At 49.3% G+C, this 17,601-nt stretch carries 18 protein-coding genes and 2 pseudogenes; 2 read left to right on the top strand and 18 right to left on the bottom strand.

All coding sequences use genetic code 11. From position 1 onward, the window contains the following. Positions 1-531 precede the first annotated feature (531 nt). A complete protein-coding gene (locus K2F33_RS22785; protein WP_263878717.1) occupies positions 532-1,545 on the top strand; it encodes a LacI family DNA-binding transcriptional regulator in 1,014 nt (337 codons plus the stop codon). Positions 1,546-1,960: 415 nt separating this feature from the next. On the opposite strand, the gene K2F33_RS22780 is transcribed toward K2F33_RS22785, so the two are convergent. The 4 genes and pseudogenes from K2F33_RS22780 to K2F33_RS22765 form a co-directional block, all read right to left on the bottom strand. Further along, positions 1,961-2,677: an HAD family hydrolase gene (locus K2F33_RS22780; protein WP_263878716.1), complete on the bottom strand. Its 717-nt coding sequence runs from the start codon at positions 2,675-2,677 to the stop codon at positions 1,961-1,963. After that, positions 2,670-3,608: an alpha/beta fold hydrolase gene (locus tag K2F33_RS22775; protein ID WP_076165204.1), complete on the bottom strand. Its 939-nt coding sequence runs from the start codon at positions 3,606-3,608 to the stop codon at positions 2,670-2,672. The genes K2F33_RS22780 and K2F33_RS22775 overlap by 8 nt, the downstream gene beginning before the upstream one ends. An 870-nt stretch (positions 3,609-4,478) precedes the next feature. Continuing rightward, a pseudogene (locus K2F33_RS22770) lies at positions 4,479-4,640 on the bottom strand (transposase); the annotation flags it as partial. A 448-nt stretch (positions 4,641-5,088) separates the two neighbouring features. Next, on the bottom strand, positions 5,089-5,340 hold the full coding sequence (locus K2F33_RS22765; RefSeq protein ID WP_076165200.1) for a YolD-like family protein: 252 nt from the start codon (positions 5,338-5,340) through the stop codon (positions 5,089-5,091). A gap of 270 nt (positions 5,341-5,610) precedes the next feature. Here K2F33_RS22765 and K2F33_RS22760 point away from each other — a divergent pair, with 270 nt between their 5' ends. After that, complete coding sequence (locus K2F33_RS22760) at positions 5,611-5,760, top strand: hypothetical protein (RefSeq protein WP_263878714.1); 150 nt, start codon at positions 5,611-5,613, stop codon at positions 5,758-5,760. Positions 5,761-5,863: 103 nt separating this feature from the next. On the opposite strand, the gene K2F33_RS22755 is transcribed toward K2F33_RS22760, so the two are convergent. The 14 genes and pseudogenes from K2F33_RS22755 to K2F33_RS22690 all read right to left on the bottom strand — a co-directional run bounded on the left by K2F33_RS22755 (position 5,864) and on the right by K2F33_RS22690 (position 17,424). Next, a complete protein-coding gene (locus tag K2F33_RS22755) occupies positions 5,864-6,199 on the bottom strand; it encodes a GNAT family N-acetyltransferase (RefSeq protein ID WP_412974011.1) in 336 nt (111 codons plus the stop codon). Positions 6,200-6,303: 104 nt separating this feature from the next. After that, entirely contained in the window at positions 6,304-6,630 is a 327-nt protein-coding gene (locus tag K2F33_RS22750; RefSeq protein ID WP_263878713.1) for an NIPSNAP family protein, read from the bottom strand. Positions 6,631-6,901: 271 nt separating this feature from the next. Beyond that, on the bottom strand, positions 6,902-7,090 hold the full coding sequence (locus K2F33_RS22745) for a TetR family transcriptional regulator C-terminal domain-containing protein (RefSeq protein WP_263878712.1): 189 nt from the start codon (positions 7,088-7,090) through the stop codon (positions 6,902-6,904). Positions 7,091-7,105: 15 nt separating this feature from the next. Next, the gene (locus tag K2F33_RS22740; protein ID WP_263878711.1) at positions 7,106-7,327 is read right to left on the bottom strand and encodes a hypothetical protein; all 222 of its coding nucleotides are present in this window, start codon (positions 7,325-7,327) and stop codon (positions 7,106-7,108) included. A 58-nt stretch (positions 7,328-7,385) separates the two neighbouring features. Then, positions 7,386-7,826, bottom strand: a complete 441-nt coding sequence (locus tag K2F33_RS22735; RefSeq protein ID WP_263878710.1) for a DUF4871 domain-containing protein — start codon at positions 7,824-7,826, stop codon at positions 7,386-7,388. Positions 7,827-8,058: 232 nt separating this feature from the next. Continuing rightward, positions 8,059-8,571 carry an NUDIX hydrolase gene (locus K2F33_RS22730; protein WP_412973940.1) on the bottom strand — a complete coding sequence of 171 codons (513 nt, stop codon included), beginning with the start codon at positions 8,569-8,571 and terminating at the stop codon, positions 8,059-8,061. Between the two features lie 329 nt (positions 8,572-8,900). After that, positions 8,901-9,782 carry a fumarylacetoacetate hydrolase family protein gene (locus K2F33_RS22725; protein WP_263878709.1) on the bottom strand — a complete coding sequence of 294 codons (882 nt, stop codon included), beginning with the start codon at positions 9,780-9,782 and terminating at the stop codon, positions 8,901-8,903. Positions 9,783-9,797: 15 nt separating this feature from the next. Beyond that, positions 9,798-9,905 (bottom strand): annotated as a pseudogene (locus tag K2F33_RS22720) (short-chain dehydrogenase); the annotation flags it as partial. Positions 9,906-9,975: 70 nt separating this feature from the next. Beyond that, positions 9,976-10,842, bottom strand: coding sequence for a class I SAM-dependent methyltransferase (locus tag K2F33_RS22715; protein ID WP_263878708.1), 867 nt, complete (start codon positions 10,840-10,842; stop codon positions 9,976-9,978). 868 nt (positions 10,843-11,710) lie between these two features. Beyond that, positions 11,711-12,952, bottom strand: coding sequence for a Gfo/Idh/MocA family protein (locus K2F33_RS22710; RefSeq protein WP_263878707.1), 1,242 nt, complete (start codon positions 12,950-12,952; stop codon positions 11,711-11,713). A 76-nt stretch (positions 12,953-13,028) separates the two neighbouring features. Continuing rightward, complete coding sequence (locus K2F33_RS22705; protein ID WP_145133218.1) at positions 13,029-13,850, bottom strand: sugar phosphate isomerase/epimerase family protein; 822 nt, start codon at positions 13,848-13,850, stop codon at positions 13,029-13,031. Between the two features lie 38 nt (positions 13,851-13,888). Next, the gene (locus tag K2F33_RS22700; protein WP_263878706.1) at positions 13,889-15,058 is read right to left on the bottom strand and encodes a dihydrodipicolinate synthase family protein; all 1,170 of its coding nucleotides are present in this window, start codon (positions 15,056-15,058) and stop codon (positions 13,889-13,891) included. Between the two features lie 200 nt (positions 15,059-15,258). Next, the gene (locus K2F33_RS22695; protein WP_076169258.1) at positions 15,259-16,410 is read right to left on the bottom strand and encodes a Gfo/Idh/MocA family protein; all 1,152 of its coding nucleotides are present in this window, start codon (positions 16,408-16,410) and stop codon (positions 15,259-15,261) included. Between the two features lie 183 nt (positions 16,411-16,593). Continuing rightward, positions 16,594-17,424: an AraC family transcriptional regulator gene (locus K2F33_RS22690; RefSeq protein WP_263882425.1), complete on the bottom strand. Its 831-nt coding sequence runs from the start codon at positions 17,422-17,424 to the stop codon at positions 16,594-16,596. Positions 17,425-17,601: the final 177 nt, after the last annotated feature.

Genomic DNA, 17,601 nt, shown 5'->3' with positions numbered 1-17,601 from the left:
CCAAAAAGCCTGCCAAGTCTAAATATGAAGCGCGATCGTATAACGGCTGACGATGATCATGCGATGCACCCCCTTTCAATAAAACCATTATAGTTACATTGAATCACCCCCGTCAACGGCCCACCGGCATGTTCTCCAACTATATCAAGGATGCAAGCAACATGCTTACGTGCATAATGATGGTGCGGCAGAAACTCATCCAACACAGAATAATCAGTCGGAAGCACTCGATCACTTTCTTCATGGTTAGATCCGGGGTTTCTGTTGGGAAAACAGCACTATCCAATATGACTCCATGCTTATTACGGATACCGCATACAAACTTTGTCCCTCCAGCTTCAATCGCTCCGATAAGCATAAAATCCCCTACAATATTGTCCTGTTCTGCGCATTTTTTCGCTCTTTCGCTTCATTTTACTTGTACATCAAAAAGATATCCGAACAATAATGAAAACGTTATACGTATAATGTTGCAATCTAAATGCTTTTTGATATCCTAAAGAAGTAGAATACACGGGAAGGTTGAGATGAATGGTTAATATTACGATTGCCGATGTGGCGGCCAAAGCCGGCGTTTCGCTTGCGACAGTATCTCGAGTGCTAAACAGCCGCGATGGAAGTATAAAGATCAGTGAAAAGACAAAGCAAAAAGTGCTGCAGTCGGCCCAAGAACTCGGTTATCAGATCAATCCCTTCGCCGCTGCTCTCCGATCAAAGCGCTCAGGAGTCATCGGTGCGATCATTCGCGACATTCATGACCCCTTCCTATCGCTTCTTGTACGTGAAGTGCAAAAAGCCGCTCACGATAAAGGAATGGAAATGCTTATGGGACACGCCGATTACGATGCGCATACTGCAGAGCGTCAGCTGCATTTCATGATAAACCATTGGTTCGATGGTCTCGTTCTAATTGGAAATCTGTCCACCCATTCTCTTCTGGAACGCAGCAAACAAAGCGGTCCCCCCATTGTATCGATTACCGGGGACAGTTCACTACCAATTCCGCAGGTAAGAACAGATGACGCAAAAGGCGTTCATCTAGCTCTCGATCATTTAATCGAGCTGGGTCACCACAGTATAGGTTTCCTTGGGAATCTAGAGCACGGTGGAGTAAGAACACGATTGAGAGCCTTTAAAGATTACTTGCAGCACCGTGGTTTTGAGCTAGACGAAAGCCATATTCTAGACGCTCGCGACCGGTTTACCGCTTTCGAACGTTCCAAAGCGCTCTTTGAATGTCGCAAAGCTCCCTCGGCCCTGTTCTGCGCGTCGGATCAGTACGCCTTGAGCGCAATCCGTGCGGCTTGGTATCTAAACAAGCGAATACCAGACGACCTGTCCATTATTGGATTTGACGATATTGAAGAAGCGGCTGATTCCTTTCCGCCGCTAACAACCGTGAAGCAGCCAGCGCGAGAACTTGCCATTACGGCAATCGACCTGCTCACCGGCTTTATCGATGGAACGCTTGATACGATTGCGCAAAGCGAATCCGTTGTCGAGCCGCAACTAATCATCCGGCAAACTACTGCTACCCGAGTCTAGCTGAGAAGTTTGGTCCGTCCGCTTGCGGATGACTCTTAAGATGCTTCCATGATACGCAACATTTCGATCGCAATTTGTAACACTTCACCAAATCGCTCCATCGGAACTGAGCACCTAAAAAACAATTTGGTTGACTCGCACAATTTTCCGATAGACAGTGGAACCACGAGAATCAAGGCCGGAGGGTTGTCATAAGCTCCAAACGGGGGTTGCCTTGATGATGTCCGCCAACTCGCCGGCTCCCTTAGCAATGGCTTCAGCGGTCATTCCGAATTTACTCTTAAGAAATCAGGCCCCAGTAACTGTTGTAAAATGTCAGGCCATCTGACTGATCGGGGATACCTGTTATTTGTATGGGGACTTTAACCCCATGTGTTTGAATCGCCATTACGCAGTAAGTATGGTAGTCATCCAGTCATTCCTTTCCGGAACCCAGTGTACGGTTATAAGAAGTCCGAATTGGCACGCTGACTTCCCCAATATGAATATGGCTCTTACTTGACCCGCCATTCTTGCTCACCAGCTTGACGGATTTGAAGTTATCGACGACAACCGCCGCTCCCTCGCCCTTCAATAATCGATCCAGACCAACACCTGCAACATACATTCCTGCCGCCACCGCTGAACGGACACCGCTTCTGGCATCTTCGAACACAATGCAACTGCCGGGGTCGACGTTCAACCGTTCGGCAGCCAGAAGATAGCAGTCCGGAGCAGGTTTTCCTTGAGCGATGTGCTCGGCTGTAACGATTACATCAAAGTAAGTCTGCCATTTCATCTGGTAAATGACCTCGTTCACCTTTGACGGAGAAGCACTCGTTACGAGCGCGGTCTTTACACCCGCCTCGCTTACGGATGCCAAAAATGTTGATACGCCGATGATTTCCTGATAGGTCATCGTTGCTTCATACGATTCAAGTTTGGAAAGAACCACAGTACGTTCGATAGAAGTCAGCATAGGGAATAGACGGTCCAGTGTATAGGAAGCTTGACACCCATAGATATATTGATTAAAATCCGAAGGTTCCAAGCGGATGCCACATCCAGTGGCGACCTGGTTCCAGAATTCCTTGACGGAAGATTGAGTGTCGATAAGAACTCCATCCATATCAAATGCAATTGCTTTAAACATGCGGATACCTCCGAGATTTTACAAGTGAGGGATGATGAAGATGCAGCGATTCTAACGCTTCCGCAACCGCATCAGGGCGCTGCCGCGGCAGAAAATGTCCTGCTCCTCGGACGACTCTTCTTTCCGTGCCTTCGATAAATTTGGACATCAGTTCCTCCGATCGGAAGAGAGGGTGGACCGTATCTTCATCTCCGTGCAGCACCATTGCCGGAACTTCAATTTGCGGTAATGTCGATAGATACTTTTCAGTCTCGACGAATGCAGGATCACCGTTATCATTTCGATGAACATGCCTGTACTCCTGAATCACCACTTGTACAAAATCCGGATTCTCGAATGAATGGGCCGTTCGCTCGAAGGTAAGATCGTCAAAATGCCAGCTAGGCGACCAGCGTTCCCACAACTTTCGACAGATTTCTCTTCGATAAGCTTCCAGTCCCGCTTTTCCACGCTCCGTATTAAAGTACCATTGATACCAGCATTCTGCTTCCAGGGCCGGAGGAGCCGGCTTAGGCGGAGACATCACATCGTGGACATCATAACCGCCGATTGCAACCAGAGCTCGAATTCGTTTCGGGTTCAGGATCGCGGCGACGCAACAGGCTCGACATCCCCAATCATAGCCGGCTATAGACGCCCGTTCGAGCCGCAAGGCATCCATGAATTGCAATAAATCCAGCCCCAATGCAGCCTGCTGCCCAACCCTTGGCGTATCCGGATCGATAAATCGAGTCGGACCATAACCCCTCAAGTACGGCATCAATACCCGGTAGCCTGCCGAAGACAATATTGACGCCGTCCCATCCCAAACACGAACGTCATCGGGGAAACCATGCATCAGGATAACAGGGAAGCCGTCTGGCGCCCCCTCCTCTTCGTAAGCAATTTCCAACTGCGGCGTTCGAACCGTTTTCACTTTCACTTCACTCATTTGCGATCACCTCAAAGTATTGATCTGTCAAGTCGTTGCAAACATTAGACCGCTTTCCTTTTTGTCGCAAAGTCAACCCATATGCGAAAATCGAGTCGAAAGTGTCAGGCTTTACCGGTGAGACCTCCAACAGATCGTAGCCTGCCCGTGAAGCGCGCTGGATCGCAAGCAGTCCGGACTCGTTTGACCATTCCGCCAATCCAGGAGAGTGCAAGAATTCCATATTGAATCGCCATTCACTTCAACCTCTCCATGCTTAACTCGGTATTTCTTATTGTCGTTTTGGCTTGCACCAATAAACCCACACACTTTCAGCAATTGAATAAGTAAGATCCCCCCCTTAATGCAATCGATATACGTTAAACGTTTTCATTACCATCATATTGGAACCTGAAATTATTTGTCAAGCCATTTTCAGCGAATCGCTTCAAAGGAAGCCTTAGTCCATTGTTCTACTGTACAAGCATCGTGCGCTCCCGAAGCTTCCCGATTTTTCGCTCAGCATGTAAATAAAGGCAACCTCTAGAGGGTGCCTTTATCGTATGTTTTATTAATAGAGACCGACAATTTTGTCGCCGATTGCGCTGATTCTACGAGATGTAAAACGTCTTCAGCTTCGATTTCGCCGGCGAGCTGTCGACGAAGCCGGAAAGAAGCGCTTGGCACGATAGAACCAGTAGGCAATATGATTGCTACGTTGTCAAGAATGTTGAGGTAGGCGTGACATTCCTTCCCATCTTGAACATTCTCAATATAGCGAAATAAAAGAGCTCATTGAGAGCTCCTCAGATTGTCGAGAAACCCATGTCTTTGAGACGTTGGGTTTCTCTTTTTTCATTTGCAGTTGCTAAAAAGCCTAAAAAAGAAGGGTTACCCCCTCTTTTCCAGGCGATCCAGGTGGATCGTCATCTTCTTCATATTCTGCACGGCGGCCGTTATCAACGCTTGTTCCGTGATGTTGGAGAGTCCGCGCAAACGGCAATAGCGAAACCCATGGAGCTCTTTAGCATCCGCGAGGCTTCGCTCAATCTTTCAGCGTCGTAAGTAAACTTCCATTTGGCAATTCTTAATGCGGCGATAGCCTACGCAGGACACCTACTTATTTATCTTACTCCTCTTCTGGCTATGGATTTCACTTTTAAAAACCATCCCATCAAAATATGTCAATTCGACTCTCACCATTTGTTCTATTGAACACTTATAGCTGATTGGTACTGACATTTCATCAACTCTATCCGACTCACTCTAAAAGTAACAATTAACCTTTTCATTGGACCGCACTTGTCTTTGTATTTATCTTTTCCGCTATGTTAATCCAAATATAATTGTCACAATTAGTAAGATACTTATGAATTCAAATCCAGTATCGGTTAATTGAAACATACGATAAAAGGAATTCGTTTCCCGCCCTACTTCGGTCATTTGATCCCTCCAAGATCCACATAAGATTACTCATCTACAAATCTCCCTTTCACTAAATCTAATCTCTAGGATAGTTAATTTCCATGATATCCATAAAAGGGACCTTGGTAATAACTCCATCCTTTTTGATGTGTACTTTTCCAGTCCGAGAGTCCATTTGATCTATTTGACCCCTTACTGGCTCATCCCAACCCCACACAGTAAGTAGAATTTCTGACCCTTCTTGATAAGCCTCTGTAAGCTGATTGCCTATCTCCTCTAATACAAATTCATCCCTTGTCGGTCTCTTGGGAGCTTTTGATTTGATCATCGGTCTCTCCTCCTCGTTGTAAAGTTCGCAGTCCGCATAGGAGCGCTCCAATACATTAATAACTAGTATAATTTTACATTACAAAGTTACTTAAGAACAGCGTTACGCAAATCTACAATATTACTGATATAACAAAACCCAATAATAAAAAAGCACTTGGGTCGAAAATGCCACGATATTTGAGAAAGCAAAAAAGACGACTTGGAGTTGTCGGGACCTTTTCGGGCCTTGGGATATATTGCGTTAATCCGGCAGAGGCCCACAGAAGCGTTGGCACTTTTCAAGAGAGGCATCGCCATCTGCCAAACGTATCCGGGAACGTGGTTCCTCGCGCGAGGAGTCGAGGGGCTTGCAAGCGCGTTGTGCGGGCCGGGAGTATACCGGGCGGCCGCTACGCTGATCGGAGTCCCCGAGAAATGACGAGCCGATCTTGGCTCATTATTGTTAAAACAAAAAAAAGCCGCTGCCATGCGGCTTTTAAGCGTATATGTTCTTGTCGTCTTACAGCTGGCTTTTGTATTATTTATAATTTAAGTAATAAAACCTTCTTCTCATAGGTGTCTAAACACCATTGAAACTTCTTTAGGATATGATTGTTAATTGGTTTGCCCTCATAGTCAAATTCTTTAAAACCAAATTTTTGATAAAAATGCTTTAACTCTTCAAACGGTAGACAATACACTTCTTTTAAATTATTTTTTTTAGTTTCCTTTACCAAGTAATCAACTAACTCATTTGCAAGCGATAATCCTCTGAACTCATCCAATATATATATACCGCCAATTTCAGCTTCTTCTGCATTAAAATAAACAATCCTTCCAACGCCTGCAAATTCATCCTGATGTGTAACTATTGCAATTTTTTCATTTTCAATGAACTAAACTGCCCATTAGCGTAATAAAGCTGCCGATTAGCACCGGCAACTCTTTCTGTTCGTTTATTCGACTATCGTTTTCCGTTAGTTCAATTTCCCAATCTGAAAAATTCAGCTTGATTCATAAAATATTCATCAATTTTTTCGACGATGAGCCCTCCGTTTTCTTCCGAATTGCGTTTTACTTGAATCCATTCGATGTCTTTCTTAAACTGCTCCCATAGCCTTTGACGCTGCGCCATATCCTCATATTCCATCACGTAATATATTTTATTTTGGCCCGTTGCGTCTATCCAGAAATTCACGACCTTCATTCCCAGCCTTGTGAAAATTCTAAACGTATGCTCCTTAAATCTTTCCTGAATGGCATCCATTCGACCTTCGTAAATCGTATAGATTCGCAACTCATATAGCATGTTATTTCCTCCCTGAATGAATCTGATTGGTAATCCAGCACACATCTGTTTCGACTTTTTAAAAATCAGATCGAGCCATTCTCTCTGGACCATCCTGCTTAACCAGGTAGACCTAACCCTTACGTCTGCCTAGGCGTACGGCATATGACAATTTGTGCTCCCTCGTGGGTCTCTACATTTACGCCAATCACACATACCAAATGTTTACTTCCATGAAATCATGGGGAATGTAACCATGTTCTTGTCATCAGTCGGGAATGTTATCAAGTTATCAGTTTGATGGTTGATTTTCGTTTTGTACGGTGCGTTTTCCATAAGCGCAAAGAAAGACGCGCACGCCTTCAGTGATGATACGTTTTGTTTGTTCCTCATCTAATGTCCCGTTTTTTCTCGGTTGATCAAATACCAATAAAAACGTTAAGGCAGCGAAATGCTTTGTAGCTATTACAGGATCTGGCACATCGAGCAGTCCGGTTTATCCAAACTCGGTAAACCTCCTGGTAATCCCCTCTTCCGTTGCGTTATCCAGCTTTTCTAAAAACGAGGCTGGCAGATTGGCGGCTTCCATTGTAACCAGACGGATCAGAGCGCTGTAATCGGACGAACCGTTCGCAGAAGCTACAAATTGTTCGCAGAAAAAGATGAGCGCCTGCTCCAGATCCTGGAATTCCCAGAGGTAGTCTGATATCCCTTGCAAAATCGCCTTGGTGAAAAGGCGGTTTATTGAAGCTAACGTTTCCCTTTAGTTTCAATAATCATTTGACTTCGACATTAATACTGCCGAACAACTTCTCATCAATATAAGCGTTAAGCTGCCAAATGCCAGGTTTCGGTAGCCTCATTGAGGATGGTAAATGTGCATCTGCACCGTTATTTGGACCGAACAAGGATGTAGGAATATCAGCAGTAAACGGATTTATCTTCTCACCGGATTTTATATTCATGGCATCGACTTTAAATTCCCCGTCCAAATCAGCTTTACTTCCCCATAAGTGCCACATATGTTTATTAGCCTGATTCGCAACGAAATCCGGTCCCAAGATACCGATTTTCCCTTCTATGCCTTGCATTTCGATTCCTTCACTTACAAACTTTGGGCTGACTTCTGCATCTTTTTCGGAAGTATTTGAACAACCAAATAAAATCAGCAATCCAACGATTAATATGCTAGTACAAAGAAATTTTACAATAATCACTCCTCTCAGCTCATTACATTATAACGACCATATTCCCTATAAAATTCCAACCGTATTGATGTAATCTGCCCAATATCTTAATGTGCCCGCTCCTACGCGGCTATTAAGCGTCTATGTTCCTGTCGCTTACATAATAAACAGCAGCCCCCTACTCCCCGTTATCCTGCCCGTTAGTTGAGGAAAAAGCAGCCAGTTTTTAGGTCGACTGCCCTCAATTATCTTCATTGAGCTATCATTTCCCGTTAGCTTGCTTCACTTCAGGTTGTACACCGTGAGGGTCTAAGCGAGAAATCCGTTGAAACGGCTTTGTCTTCCAAAATTCATACGGTACGAACCCCTTACTCCGAATTGCATCTAATGATCGTGACTTCATATGAGGACGAGTAATGTACTGTTCTATGTTGCTCACCGTCAGCCTTACAAACATAGCTTCCATTATCTCTTCGGGCTGAATTTTTAATTGGCCATCAATGAGTTCTGCTTTAAATACCACCGATAATAGATTGCTTGTTTCCTTATAATAAACTCCCGTTACACCAACAGGACGTATCAGAATTCCAGTCTCTTCAAGGACTTCACGAGTAATTGCATCATCAAGTGATTCACCTTCTTCTACATTTCCACCAGGGAATTCCCACGTATCCGAGCGCCAATGAGTCTTTACTAACAGAACTTCACCTTTATTATTCTCAATGAGTGCCGACACTGAAATCTGATGTTTTGGCGGCAAATATGCATCTACCAAAGAAATCCCCCCCCATTCACAAGCTATCCTCAATCACCATATAACATGAAATTAACTTCATTTTCCATAATACCATATATTGGATGACGCGATACTATACTGCCCGTTATTTGAAAAAAAGCATCCGGCCAAAAAGCCGGCTGCCTTTAAATGTCTTCATTCAGCGATCGTTCCCCGTCAGCTTAACTTTTTAAAGAAACTATTACTGTTCAAGTCCTACAAAATTGCATCGCCAATCAGAAACCCATGCGGGAAAATAACCTAATCGATGAGCTACTCTCTGTGAGGCAATGTGACTGGCGATTACATCATAACTTGGTATCTCGCGCTTATTCGGATATCATGCGGTTCGTGAGGCTGCCCAGCTTCTCGATATTAATCGTGACGATGTCGCCGGCCTTTAAGTAGACCTGATTCTCCGGAGGTTTGCCGAGCACGACGCCTTCCGGCGTCCCGGTCAAAATTATGTCGCCGGGCACGAGCGTCATATGGTGCGAAATGTAGCTGACGATTTCGTCGCAGCGGAAAATCATGTCCGACGTGTTGGAATGCTGTCGCACTTCGCCGTTTACTATGCACTTGATGTCTAATGCGTTCGGGTCGCCGACCTCGTCCGCGGTAACGAGGTACGGCCCGAGCGGCGAAAATTTGTCGCACGACTTCCCAAGCAGCCACTGCTGAGTGCGCATCTGCAGGTCACGCGCGGACAAATCGTTGACGGCGCAGTAGCCAAATACGTAGTCTAGCGCCTCCTCCTTGGCGACATATTTGGCCGTCTTACCAATCACGATGACAAGCTCGGCTTCGTAATCAACCTTCTGCGATGTGCGCGGCAGCGGCACGTCTTCGCCGTCAGCAGCCAACGTGTTGCTGAATTTGCTGAACAGAATCGGATACTCCGGGATTGGCGCGTTTGTCTCCTCGGCGTGTTTGCGGTAATTAAGGCCGACGCAAATGATTTTGTTCGGGTGTGTAACACACGGTCCGAGCTTGAGACCCGATTTTCCGAGCAGGACGTCGCTGCAAGACGCCAGTGTGCGGTTAACTGCTTGCTGCAGCGTCCGAATCGCTTCCTCCCCGCCCTCGATCACTTCGTGCACGGTGCGCGGTCCCGGGCCGTCGCCAAGCGCCGCCGCAACGTCGACGATGCCTACCTCGGTAGCGACACCGAGGCGGTATGTATTGCCTTCAAGATAGGTTAGCAGTTTCATAGGTTATGGTCCTCCCTAAGCATTTTTTCCGAAGACGGGGACGCCATCGATGTAGAGTGGCAAACCCATCATGAACTTCGGTTCGTTAGAGGCATGGAACAGTGCCTCATACTTTTCCTCCGGATCGGCATACAACTGGCGCAAAACTGCCTGTTAGAGAAAAAGTCTTCGATTGAGCTATCGTTCCTGTTAGTTAATTCAATTCACAAATAAAAGCCGCAACTTGTTTTGAAATGATCAATTCTCCACCACAGGATTCAATTTTTTGTCTAGTTAGAGTAAGGAAAGTGTGTGAAATTGCTTCCCGTTGTTCGCGGCTTAATGATATGTCATGAAAAGGACCTTGATAGAGTTGAGTTGCCATATAGTATTTTAACACAGGCTCTGGATCTGTTACCTTGAATCCTGCCTCATAAGTTAGTAGTTTTACTCGATTAAAGTGCTCTAACAGTATGGCCTCTCCATTTTCTAAGGAAAAAGGAATCGGATCGTCTTTAATTTCAAATGGGATATGTAACTGATGCATTGTCTCCTGATGCAGTGCGAAGAATTCAGGCATCCCCCGGCTGCTATTAGTCGTAGCTAAAAATTGTCCTGTATTTCTTAAAACTCTGCAAATTTCCTTCAATCCTTTTTTCAAATCAGGTAGATGGTAAAGCATGTGATTAGCCATGACGACATCAAACTCATCAGAAAGAAACGGCAATTTTTCAGCGTCAGCAATCATGTGGAGGATAGGTAGCCCTTCCTGTTCTGCCTGAATACGTGCTGAATTCATAACTCCTTCTGTTAAGTCACAACAAACCATAAACCCGCCATTATTCTTCAAAATTTTACTGGTGGGGATCGAGAACCTCCCATTCCCTGTTCCAATATCAAGAACGCGTTCACTGCCCAACAAGTTAAGCTTATCTATGGTCCAAGTTTCAAACATTCCTGTTGATATTCCGTATTTACCCATGACCTCATACTTAGCACTAAGATTATTACCTGTGTTATAAATTGATCGTATGCTTTCTTTATTTTGTGAATTCTCGTAGTAGTTCCGCACTTGACTCATTTTCTCGCCCTCCTATCCGTACTTTTATTGTTCATAAATTCAATATAAATTAAAATTTCGATAAAAGTTAGGGGTTGAATTTGTCGATATTCCTGTAGACAAATTAGCACTATCCTGCCCGTTAGCTTAATGTCTGAAGCCAGTTATAGATTTGTTACTCCGTTTTTCCGGGCATCAGCTTATCGTACTCGGTTCTTCTTTGGAGCCTGCTCAGCCACGTATTATAAAATGCTAAAAACTACAATATCTTCAAAACAAAAAAAGCCGCTGTTTAGCGGCTTATAAGCGTGTATGTTCTTGTCGTCTTACAACCTAAGCGGATCTTGAGCAACATATTCGAGTCGCGATCGCTCAAGATCCGCCGTGCAGATATCGGTTCTCATATTCAAGCTGAAGCACGCATCAATCCGAGACACCGTGTCGAATGGTCGCATCGAATGGGAAGAGCTGACCAAGATAAGATGAATCATATCGAAGGTTTGACCAATGTACTCACGCGCCGTTTGTTAACAAGCGTTCGAGTTTTGTCTCGGTAAAACAATCGGAACAACACTTCCGAGATCGGATTTCTACCAAGATGCATTACTTTAGCCAAGCTATAAAGCGCGTGAGTATGGCGGACACTTCAGCCCGCGAGACAATACTGGCAGGGTCTAGAAGGTTCCCTGGCTTGCCGTTCAGGATCCCAATTTCGTAGCACAGCTCATGGCATCCTTTTCCCAAGCGGAAATTCTCGCCGCTGTCCGGAAAGCTCTTGTTGATGCCGTCCACAGCAGGTTGCTCGACATACCGGTACAGGAGCGTGATCAGCTGCTCACGGGTAATAGCAGCCTCCGGAACGCTGCCGTCGCTACCTAGAGGAATGCCTCTAATTGGTCGGTCTACCGTTATTTGTGCACATCGTGGCAGGCAGCTCGAATCGGCTGTAGCCCTCCATCCGGAACAGCCGGGTCGGCGCCGCCCAAGGAAGCGGATATTCACTGTACAGTTGCCGCTTCGCTGCCGCGTCTCTCATCTTCTCGGACAAGCTGGGCAGCAAGCGCACCGTGGAATCTCCATCCTCCCGCTCGGTCACGAATTGGCCGGGAATGGCACGAACGGCGCGAGCCGACTCATAGGCGCCGTTGGATACCAGCACGAAGCTTCGGCTTGCCTTGAGCGGCGAGAAGAGGGGGTTCCCTGGGGTTTCAATCGCTTTCATCAGGTTCAAATACATGCTGCACATCAAATCGGTCGGACCAAACGCCAAATCCTCTTCGGCGTCCTGTGCGCGAATGGTCAGCTTGTTCTGGTAATTCCAATGCGCTTCCCCTCGCGTTCCATACACGGCAATCGAAGGCACTTCGCTGACTTCGTGACAAAGCATGGCGTAAAAATGAACGCTCACACCGTTAGCCATAACGGCGCGAATACAGGAGACATCGTCCCCATCGATGTCATTGACGTGGTAAAGCTCGGCCTGCACCGATTCCGGGTACAAGTCTGCGGCGCCTCCTCCGGCCGCCAGCAAGCTATGGTGCAGCAAGTGGGCGAACGGATTGTTGAACGTCCCGTCCAGCACATACTGGCCGTCGCTGACCAGTTTGCCAGCCCAGCGGGTTCGATCGTAGTAAGAGCGAAGCCGTTTCCACATGCCAATACCGACCACATGCTCCACCTGCCCGAGCACACCGGAGCCGATCCTTTCCAGCAGCGTTCGGAACGCCTGGCCCGACGTATTCTGGAAGTTCACCTGGCACAAGCGCCCGGTCTCCATCTGCACCGCGATCATCTCGTCCAAGTCCTGGATCGTTACCGCCGGGGGCTTCTCCACCAGCACGTGAAAGCCCATCCGCATCACCTGGATGCACATCGGCTTGTGGGAGGAGATCGGCGTGACGATGACGACAAAATCGATATCCGGATGCTGCGTGAGCATCTGCACGTAGTCTATATAATGGACGGCCCCAAGCGCGGTCAGCTTGTCGTAAGACTCCTGATGAGCGCCGACATTCGGCTCCGCAAAAGCAGCAACCTGCAGGCTCCCCTCTTCGACCAGCTTCTGCATGACTTTCACATGTTCAGCGCCGAATCCCCCGATCCCGATCAGCGCGGTGCGACAAATCTTCACATTCCTTCCCTCCAAAGCTATGGCTTGACGAGCCGGGAACGATTCTCCCGGCCCGCCAAAGCTGCAAATTTATCATTCATACATGCTGCAAATAACGTTCCTTGATGAGCGTCAGTGCCTCGTCTCCCGGCATATCCCATACCTGCCGGTTGAAGATTTCCACCTCGATCGCCCCCACGTAACCGGCCGCTTCAACGGCATGACGCATCCGGCGCAACTCGATAAAGCCGTCCCCCATCATTCCTCTGCCCATCAGCAGGTCGGGTACCGGCACGATCCAATCGGAGACGTGGAAGCCGAGTATACGCCCCCTGGCCCGCTCAATTTGCGCGTACAGCTCGGGGTCCCACCAGACGTGGAACGCATCGACGACGACGCCGACGTCTTGCGGGTCGTGCTGCTCCGCGAGCGTGTTGGCTTGCGCCAGCGTATTGATGACGGAGCGTTCAGCAGCGTACATCGGGTGCAAAGGCTCGATGCCGAGCTTGACTCCGTGCGAGCGGGCGAACGGCACAAGTTCCGCGATCGCTTCTTCGACCGTCTTGCGGGCGAAATCGATATCCCGGTCTGGCGCCGGTCCGCAAACGAGCACGAGCACATCGGTACCGAGCTCGGCCGCTTCCTCGACAGCGCGGCGATTGTCGTCCAACCGCTCTTTGCGCGCAGGCGCGGTGGCCGCCGGAAAATAACCCCCACGGCACAGGCTGGAGACGCGCAGGCCCGCGTCCCGCACAAGCCGCTTGCTCTCGGCCAGGCCGGTCTCGGCCACTTTATGCCGCCACAGCGCGATCCAAGGCACTTCGGCGCGAACGCATGCTTCCACGGCCTCACGCATATTCAGCCGATCGGTCGTAATCTGGTTCAAGCTGAGTCTGTCTATGGAACGAAGCGGTTCCATACTGATCCCTCCCGGATTTCAAACATCTCTATAAATGATTACGGCCAAATACCCGCCAGCGCCAAGACAGGCTTCATCCGTTCGGTGGCAAGCTCCGGATCGGCCAATAGCCCGGCCCTGTCGGCAAGCACGAACAGCTCGGCCAAATGGACGATCGAGCGAGATCCCTCCGCTCCCCCGATCATGCGGAAATGCGGTTGGTGGCCGTTCAGATAGGCCATGAACACAATTCCCGTCTTATAGGCGTACGTCGGCTTCTGGAAAATATGACGCGACAAGGCAACGGTAGGCTCCATTATCGCCTCATAACTGACCAGATCGTCTGCGTCTAGCGCATGAAGCGCCTGGGCGGCGGCCGGCGCAATCGCGTCGAATATGCCGAGCAGCGCATGGCTGTAGCCCTGCTCATCACCCTTGATCAGTTCCGGGTAGTTGAAGTCGTCCCCGGTGTACATTTTGACGCCTTCCGGCAGCAGCCGGCGCATCTTGATTTCTTTACCGGCATCGAGCAGCGAGATTTTAATCCCGTCGACCTTGTCCGCGTTTGACCGAATGACGCGCAAACAAACGTCCATCGCGTCGTCCAGATCGTCCTTGCATCCCCAATAGCCGGCCAGAGCGGGATCGAACATGTCGCCAAGCCAATGCAGAATGACCGGCTGTTTTACCTGTCCCAAAATGCGACCATATACCCGCTCGTAATCCTCGGGCCCTTTCGCGCAAGCGGCAAGTGCGCGGCTCGCCATCAGAATGACTTGACCGCCCTCGCCTTCGATGAAGCCGACTTGTTCTTCATAGGCGGCTTCCACGTCGGCGATCGTGACCGACGGACCCGGAAACAGATGGTCGGTTCCCGCGCCGCAGGCGATTTTGCCACTGACCGAGCGCGCTTCCGCGATCGAAGCGCGGATAAGCTCTTTCGAGCGGTTCCAGTCGAGGCCCATGCCGCGCTGCGCAGTATCCATCGCTTCCGCCACGGCCAGACCGAGCGACCACAAATGGTGCCGGTAGGCGAGCGTCGAGTTCCAATCAATCTGCGAATGATGCAGCGGATCTGCGTCCGCAAACGGATCGCAGACGACATGGGCGGCCGAGAAGGCAATGCGGCCCGTAAACGGCTTGGCCGGCACGGAGAACGAACCTGCTTTGCCCGGAGTATATTCAAACAACGCTCCCCCTGCGCGGGGGAGGAGCAGCGATTGGGTCATCTGTATTCCCCTCCTTAAGAGGTAATTAAAAAATCGGCTTCTGATCACGAAGTATAGCTATGAAGCTTACTCGATGTCGAATCTTGAATTCAGCCGGGCCTTCCGCTACTCACGTAGGCTCACCTACGCTGCGTTGCTCAGTCCCTAGCTTCATCCAACCTTCTCGGTGCTGAAAAGCAGATTTTTTTTAGTATTTATTTTTACAGGCTCAGCTTCGGCACGTCGATCCAGCGGCGTTCCTGCCACGACTGCAAGCTGAGATCGGCAAGCTGGGTGCCCTTCGCGCCTTCGAGCAAATCCCACGGAAACGGCGTGCCGATGACGACATGCTTCAAGAAGAGTTCCCATTGCACCTTGAACGCGTTGTCGTATGATGCGTTGTCCGGCACCTCCACCCATTGGTCACGGAACCGGAACGGGTTCGGAATGTCCGGATTCCATACCGGCTTCGGCGTATTAACCCGATGCTGCGTCTTGCAGTCCCGCAAACCCGCCACGGCGCTGCCTTCGGTGCCGTCGACCGTAACCGTGAGCAGATCGTCGCGGTCTACGCGCACCGCCCAGGACGAGTTGGCCTGCACGATAATGCCGCCTTCCAGCTCAAATATGGCGTACGCCGCATCGTCCGCCGTGCATTCGTACGGAACGCCCTGCTCATCCAGACGTTTCGGAATATGTGTAGCGGCAAGACAGGAAACAGCCTTCACTTCCCCGAACAAATTCTCGAGAACATAGCGCCAATGTGCAAACATGTCGACGATTATACCGCCGCCGTCTTCCTTGCGGTAGTTCCACGATGGCCGCTGACCCTGCTGCCAGTCGCCCTCGAACACCCAATAGCCGAACTCCATCCGCACGGACAGGATACGCCCGAAGAAGCCAGAGTCGTTTAAACGCTTCAGCTTGAGCAATCCTGGCAAAAACAGCTTGTCTTGCACGACGCCGTTTCTCACCCCTGCCTCAGCGGCGATGCGGGCCAGTTCAAGCGCCCCTTCAAAATCGACGGCCGTCGGCTTCTCGCAATAAATATGCTTTCCCGCGGCGATCGCCTGCTTGATGCTTTCGGCGCGGCGCACCGTCGTCTGGCTGTCGAAATAAATTTCATAGTACGGATCGGCGAGGCATGCTTCAAGATCGGTACTCCAACGTTCGACGCCGTGGGCGGCGGCCAGCGCCTGCAGCTTGCTCTCCTGCCGGCCGACCAGAATCGGGTCGGGCATGATGACGTCTCCGTCCGGCAGCGCGACGCCCCCTTGCTTGCGAATCGCAAGAATCGAACGGATCAAATGCTGGTTGGTTCCCATCCGTCCGGTAACGCCGTTCATAATAATGCCGATGTTGCGAACTGCCACATTCATCGCTCCCTTCGCTTCGTATAACCGTATTGTAGTCGATGCGAAACCACTTTTCTTACAATTACGGGAACACGATTCTCAATTTTGGAAGCGAATTATTCGAGCAAAAAACAAAACCCCCCGCCGGCGCTTATCCGATGGGGGATGAAGGGGAAAATATGTTTCAATAAGGCTCCCTGCCTACTCAGCTTGCGTGGGCGCGTTCAGCTCCCGGTACGTTTTTGGTGACAGCTTGGCGACCGCTTTGAACGACCGGTAAAACGTAGACACGGAATCGTAGCCGACCTCGAAGCAGATCGATATAATATCCTTACCCGTTTCCACCAGCAGCTTCTGGGCGACGCGGATGCGTACCTCGGTCAAATATTGCATCGGTGTCATGTTATACCGTTCCTTGAAGATGTTGTTCACATGCCGTGTGCTGATGTCCAGCTTGGAGGCGATGTCCCCCGCGGTCAGCGGATCAAAATACTTCGAATCGATATAGCTGCGAATTTTCTCGGCACGCAGCTTGTTGGAGCTGGAGCCCGCTCCGGTGGCCTCCGTTCCGGCCGATCGAACCAGCAAGAGCAGCAACTGAGACAGCTGGACTTTGAGCGAAAGCCGGACGAGCGGCGACAGCTCCCTGGACTGCTCGAACAGCATTTTCCTCAGCAGCTGTCGCAGTTCGCTCGCAGCAAACAATCCCGGCTTCATCAGGCAGGAGGCCGGAAAGTAGGCGTGGAGCAGCTGCGCCCTCATATCCGGATCGAGCACTGCCTCGTCAAACGCCAACACTAACAAGGTCAGCCTGAAGTCGGACATGACGGAGTGGACGGAATACGGAACGATCAGCGCCGTATCGTCGACCGCAAGCTTCCGTACTTCACCCCCTAGCCGGATCGTACCTTCCCCTTCCAGCACAAATAGCAGCTGGTACGTCTGGTGATAGTGCTCAGACACGAGATGCCCGCCCCTATGCTTCTGTTCGTATAAGTCTATCGCATTCCTGGACAAGTCAATCCATTTCATCGTCACGGCGAAGCCCCCGTTTTTTAGCATTACATGTAAAGCCATTTTAGCGCGATCGGCGGCTTCGATACAACATTTTAGAATAAGTGAAGCTGACATGGACATTTATCGTTTGAACAAAAATAGCCGCAGTTACGCGGCTAATAAGCGTGTATGTTCTTGTCGTCTTACATGACC

This window comes from Paenibacillus sp. PSB04 (assembly GCF_025809195.1).
GTDB lineage: Bacteria > Bacillota > Bacilli > Paenibacillales > Paenibacillaceae > Paenibacillus_AQ > Paenibacillus_AQ favisporus.
Note: the sequence above shows the minus strand (reverse complement) of the source record. Positions and strands in the feature narration are given on the sequence as shown.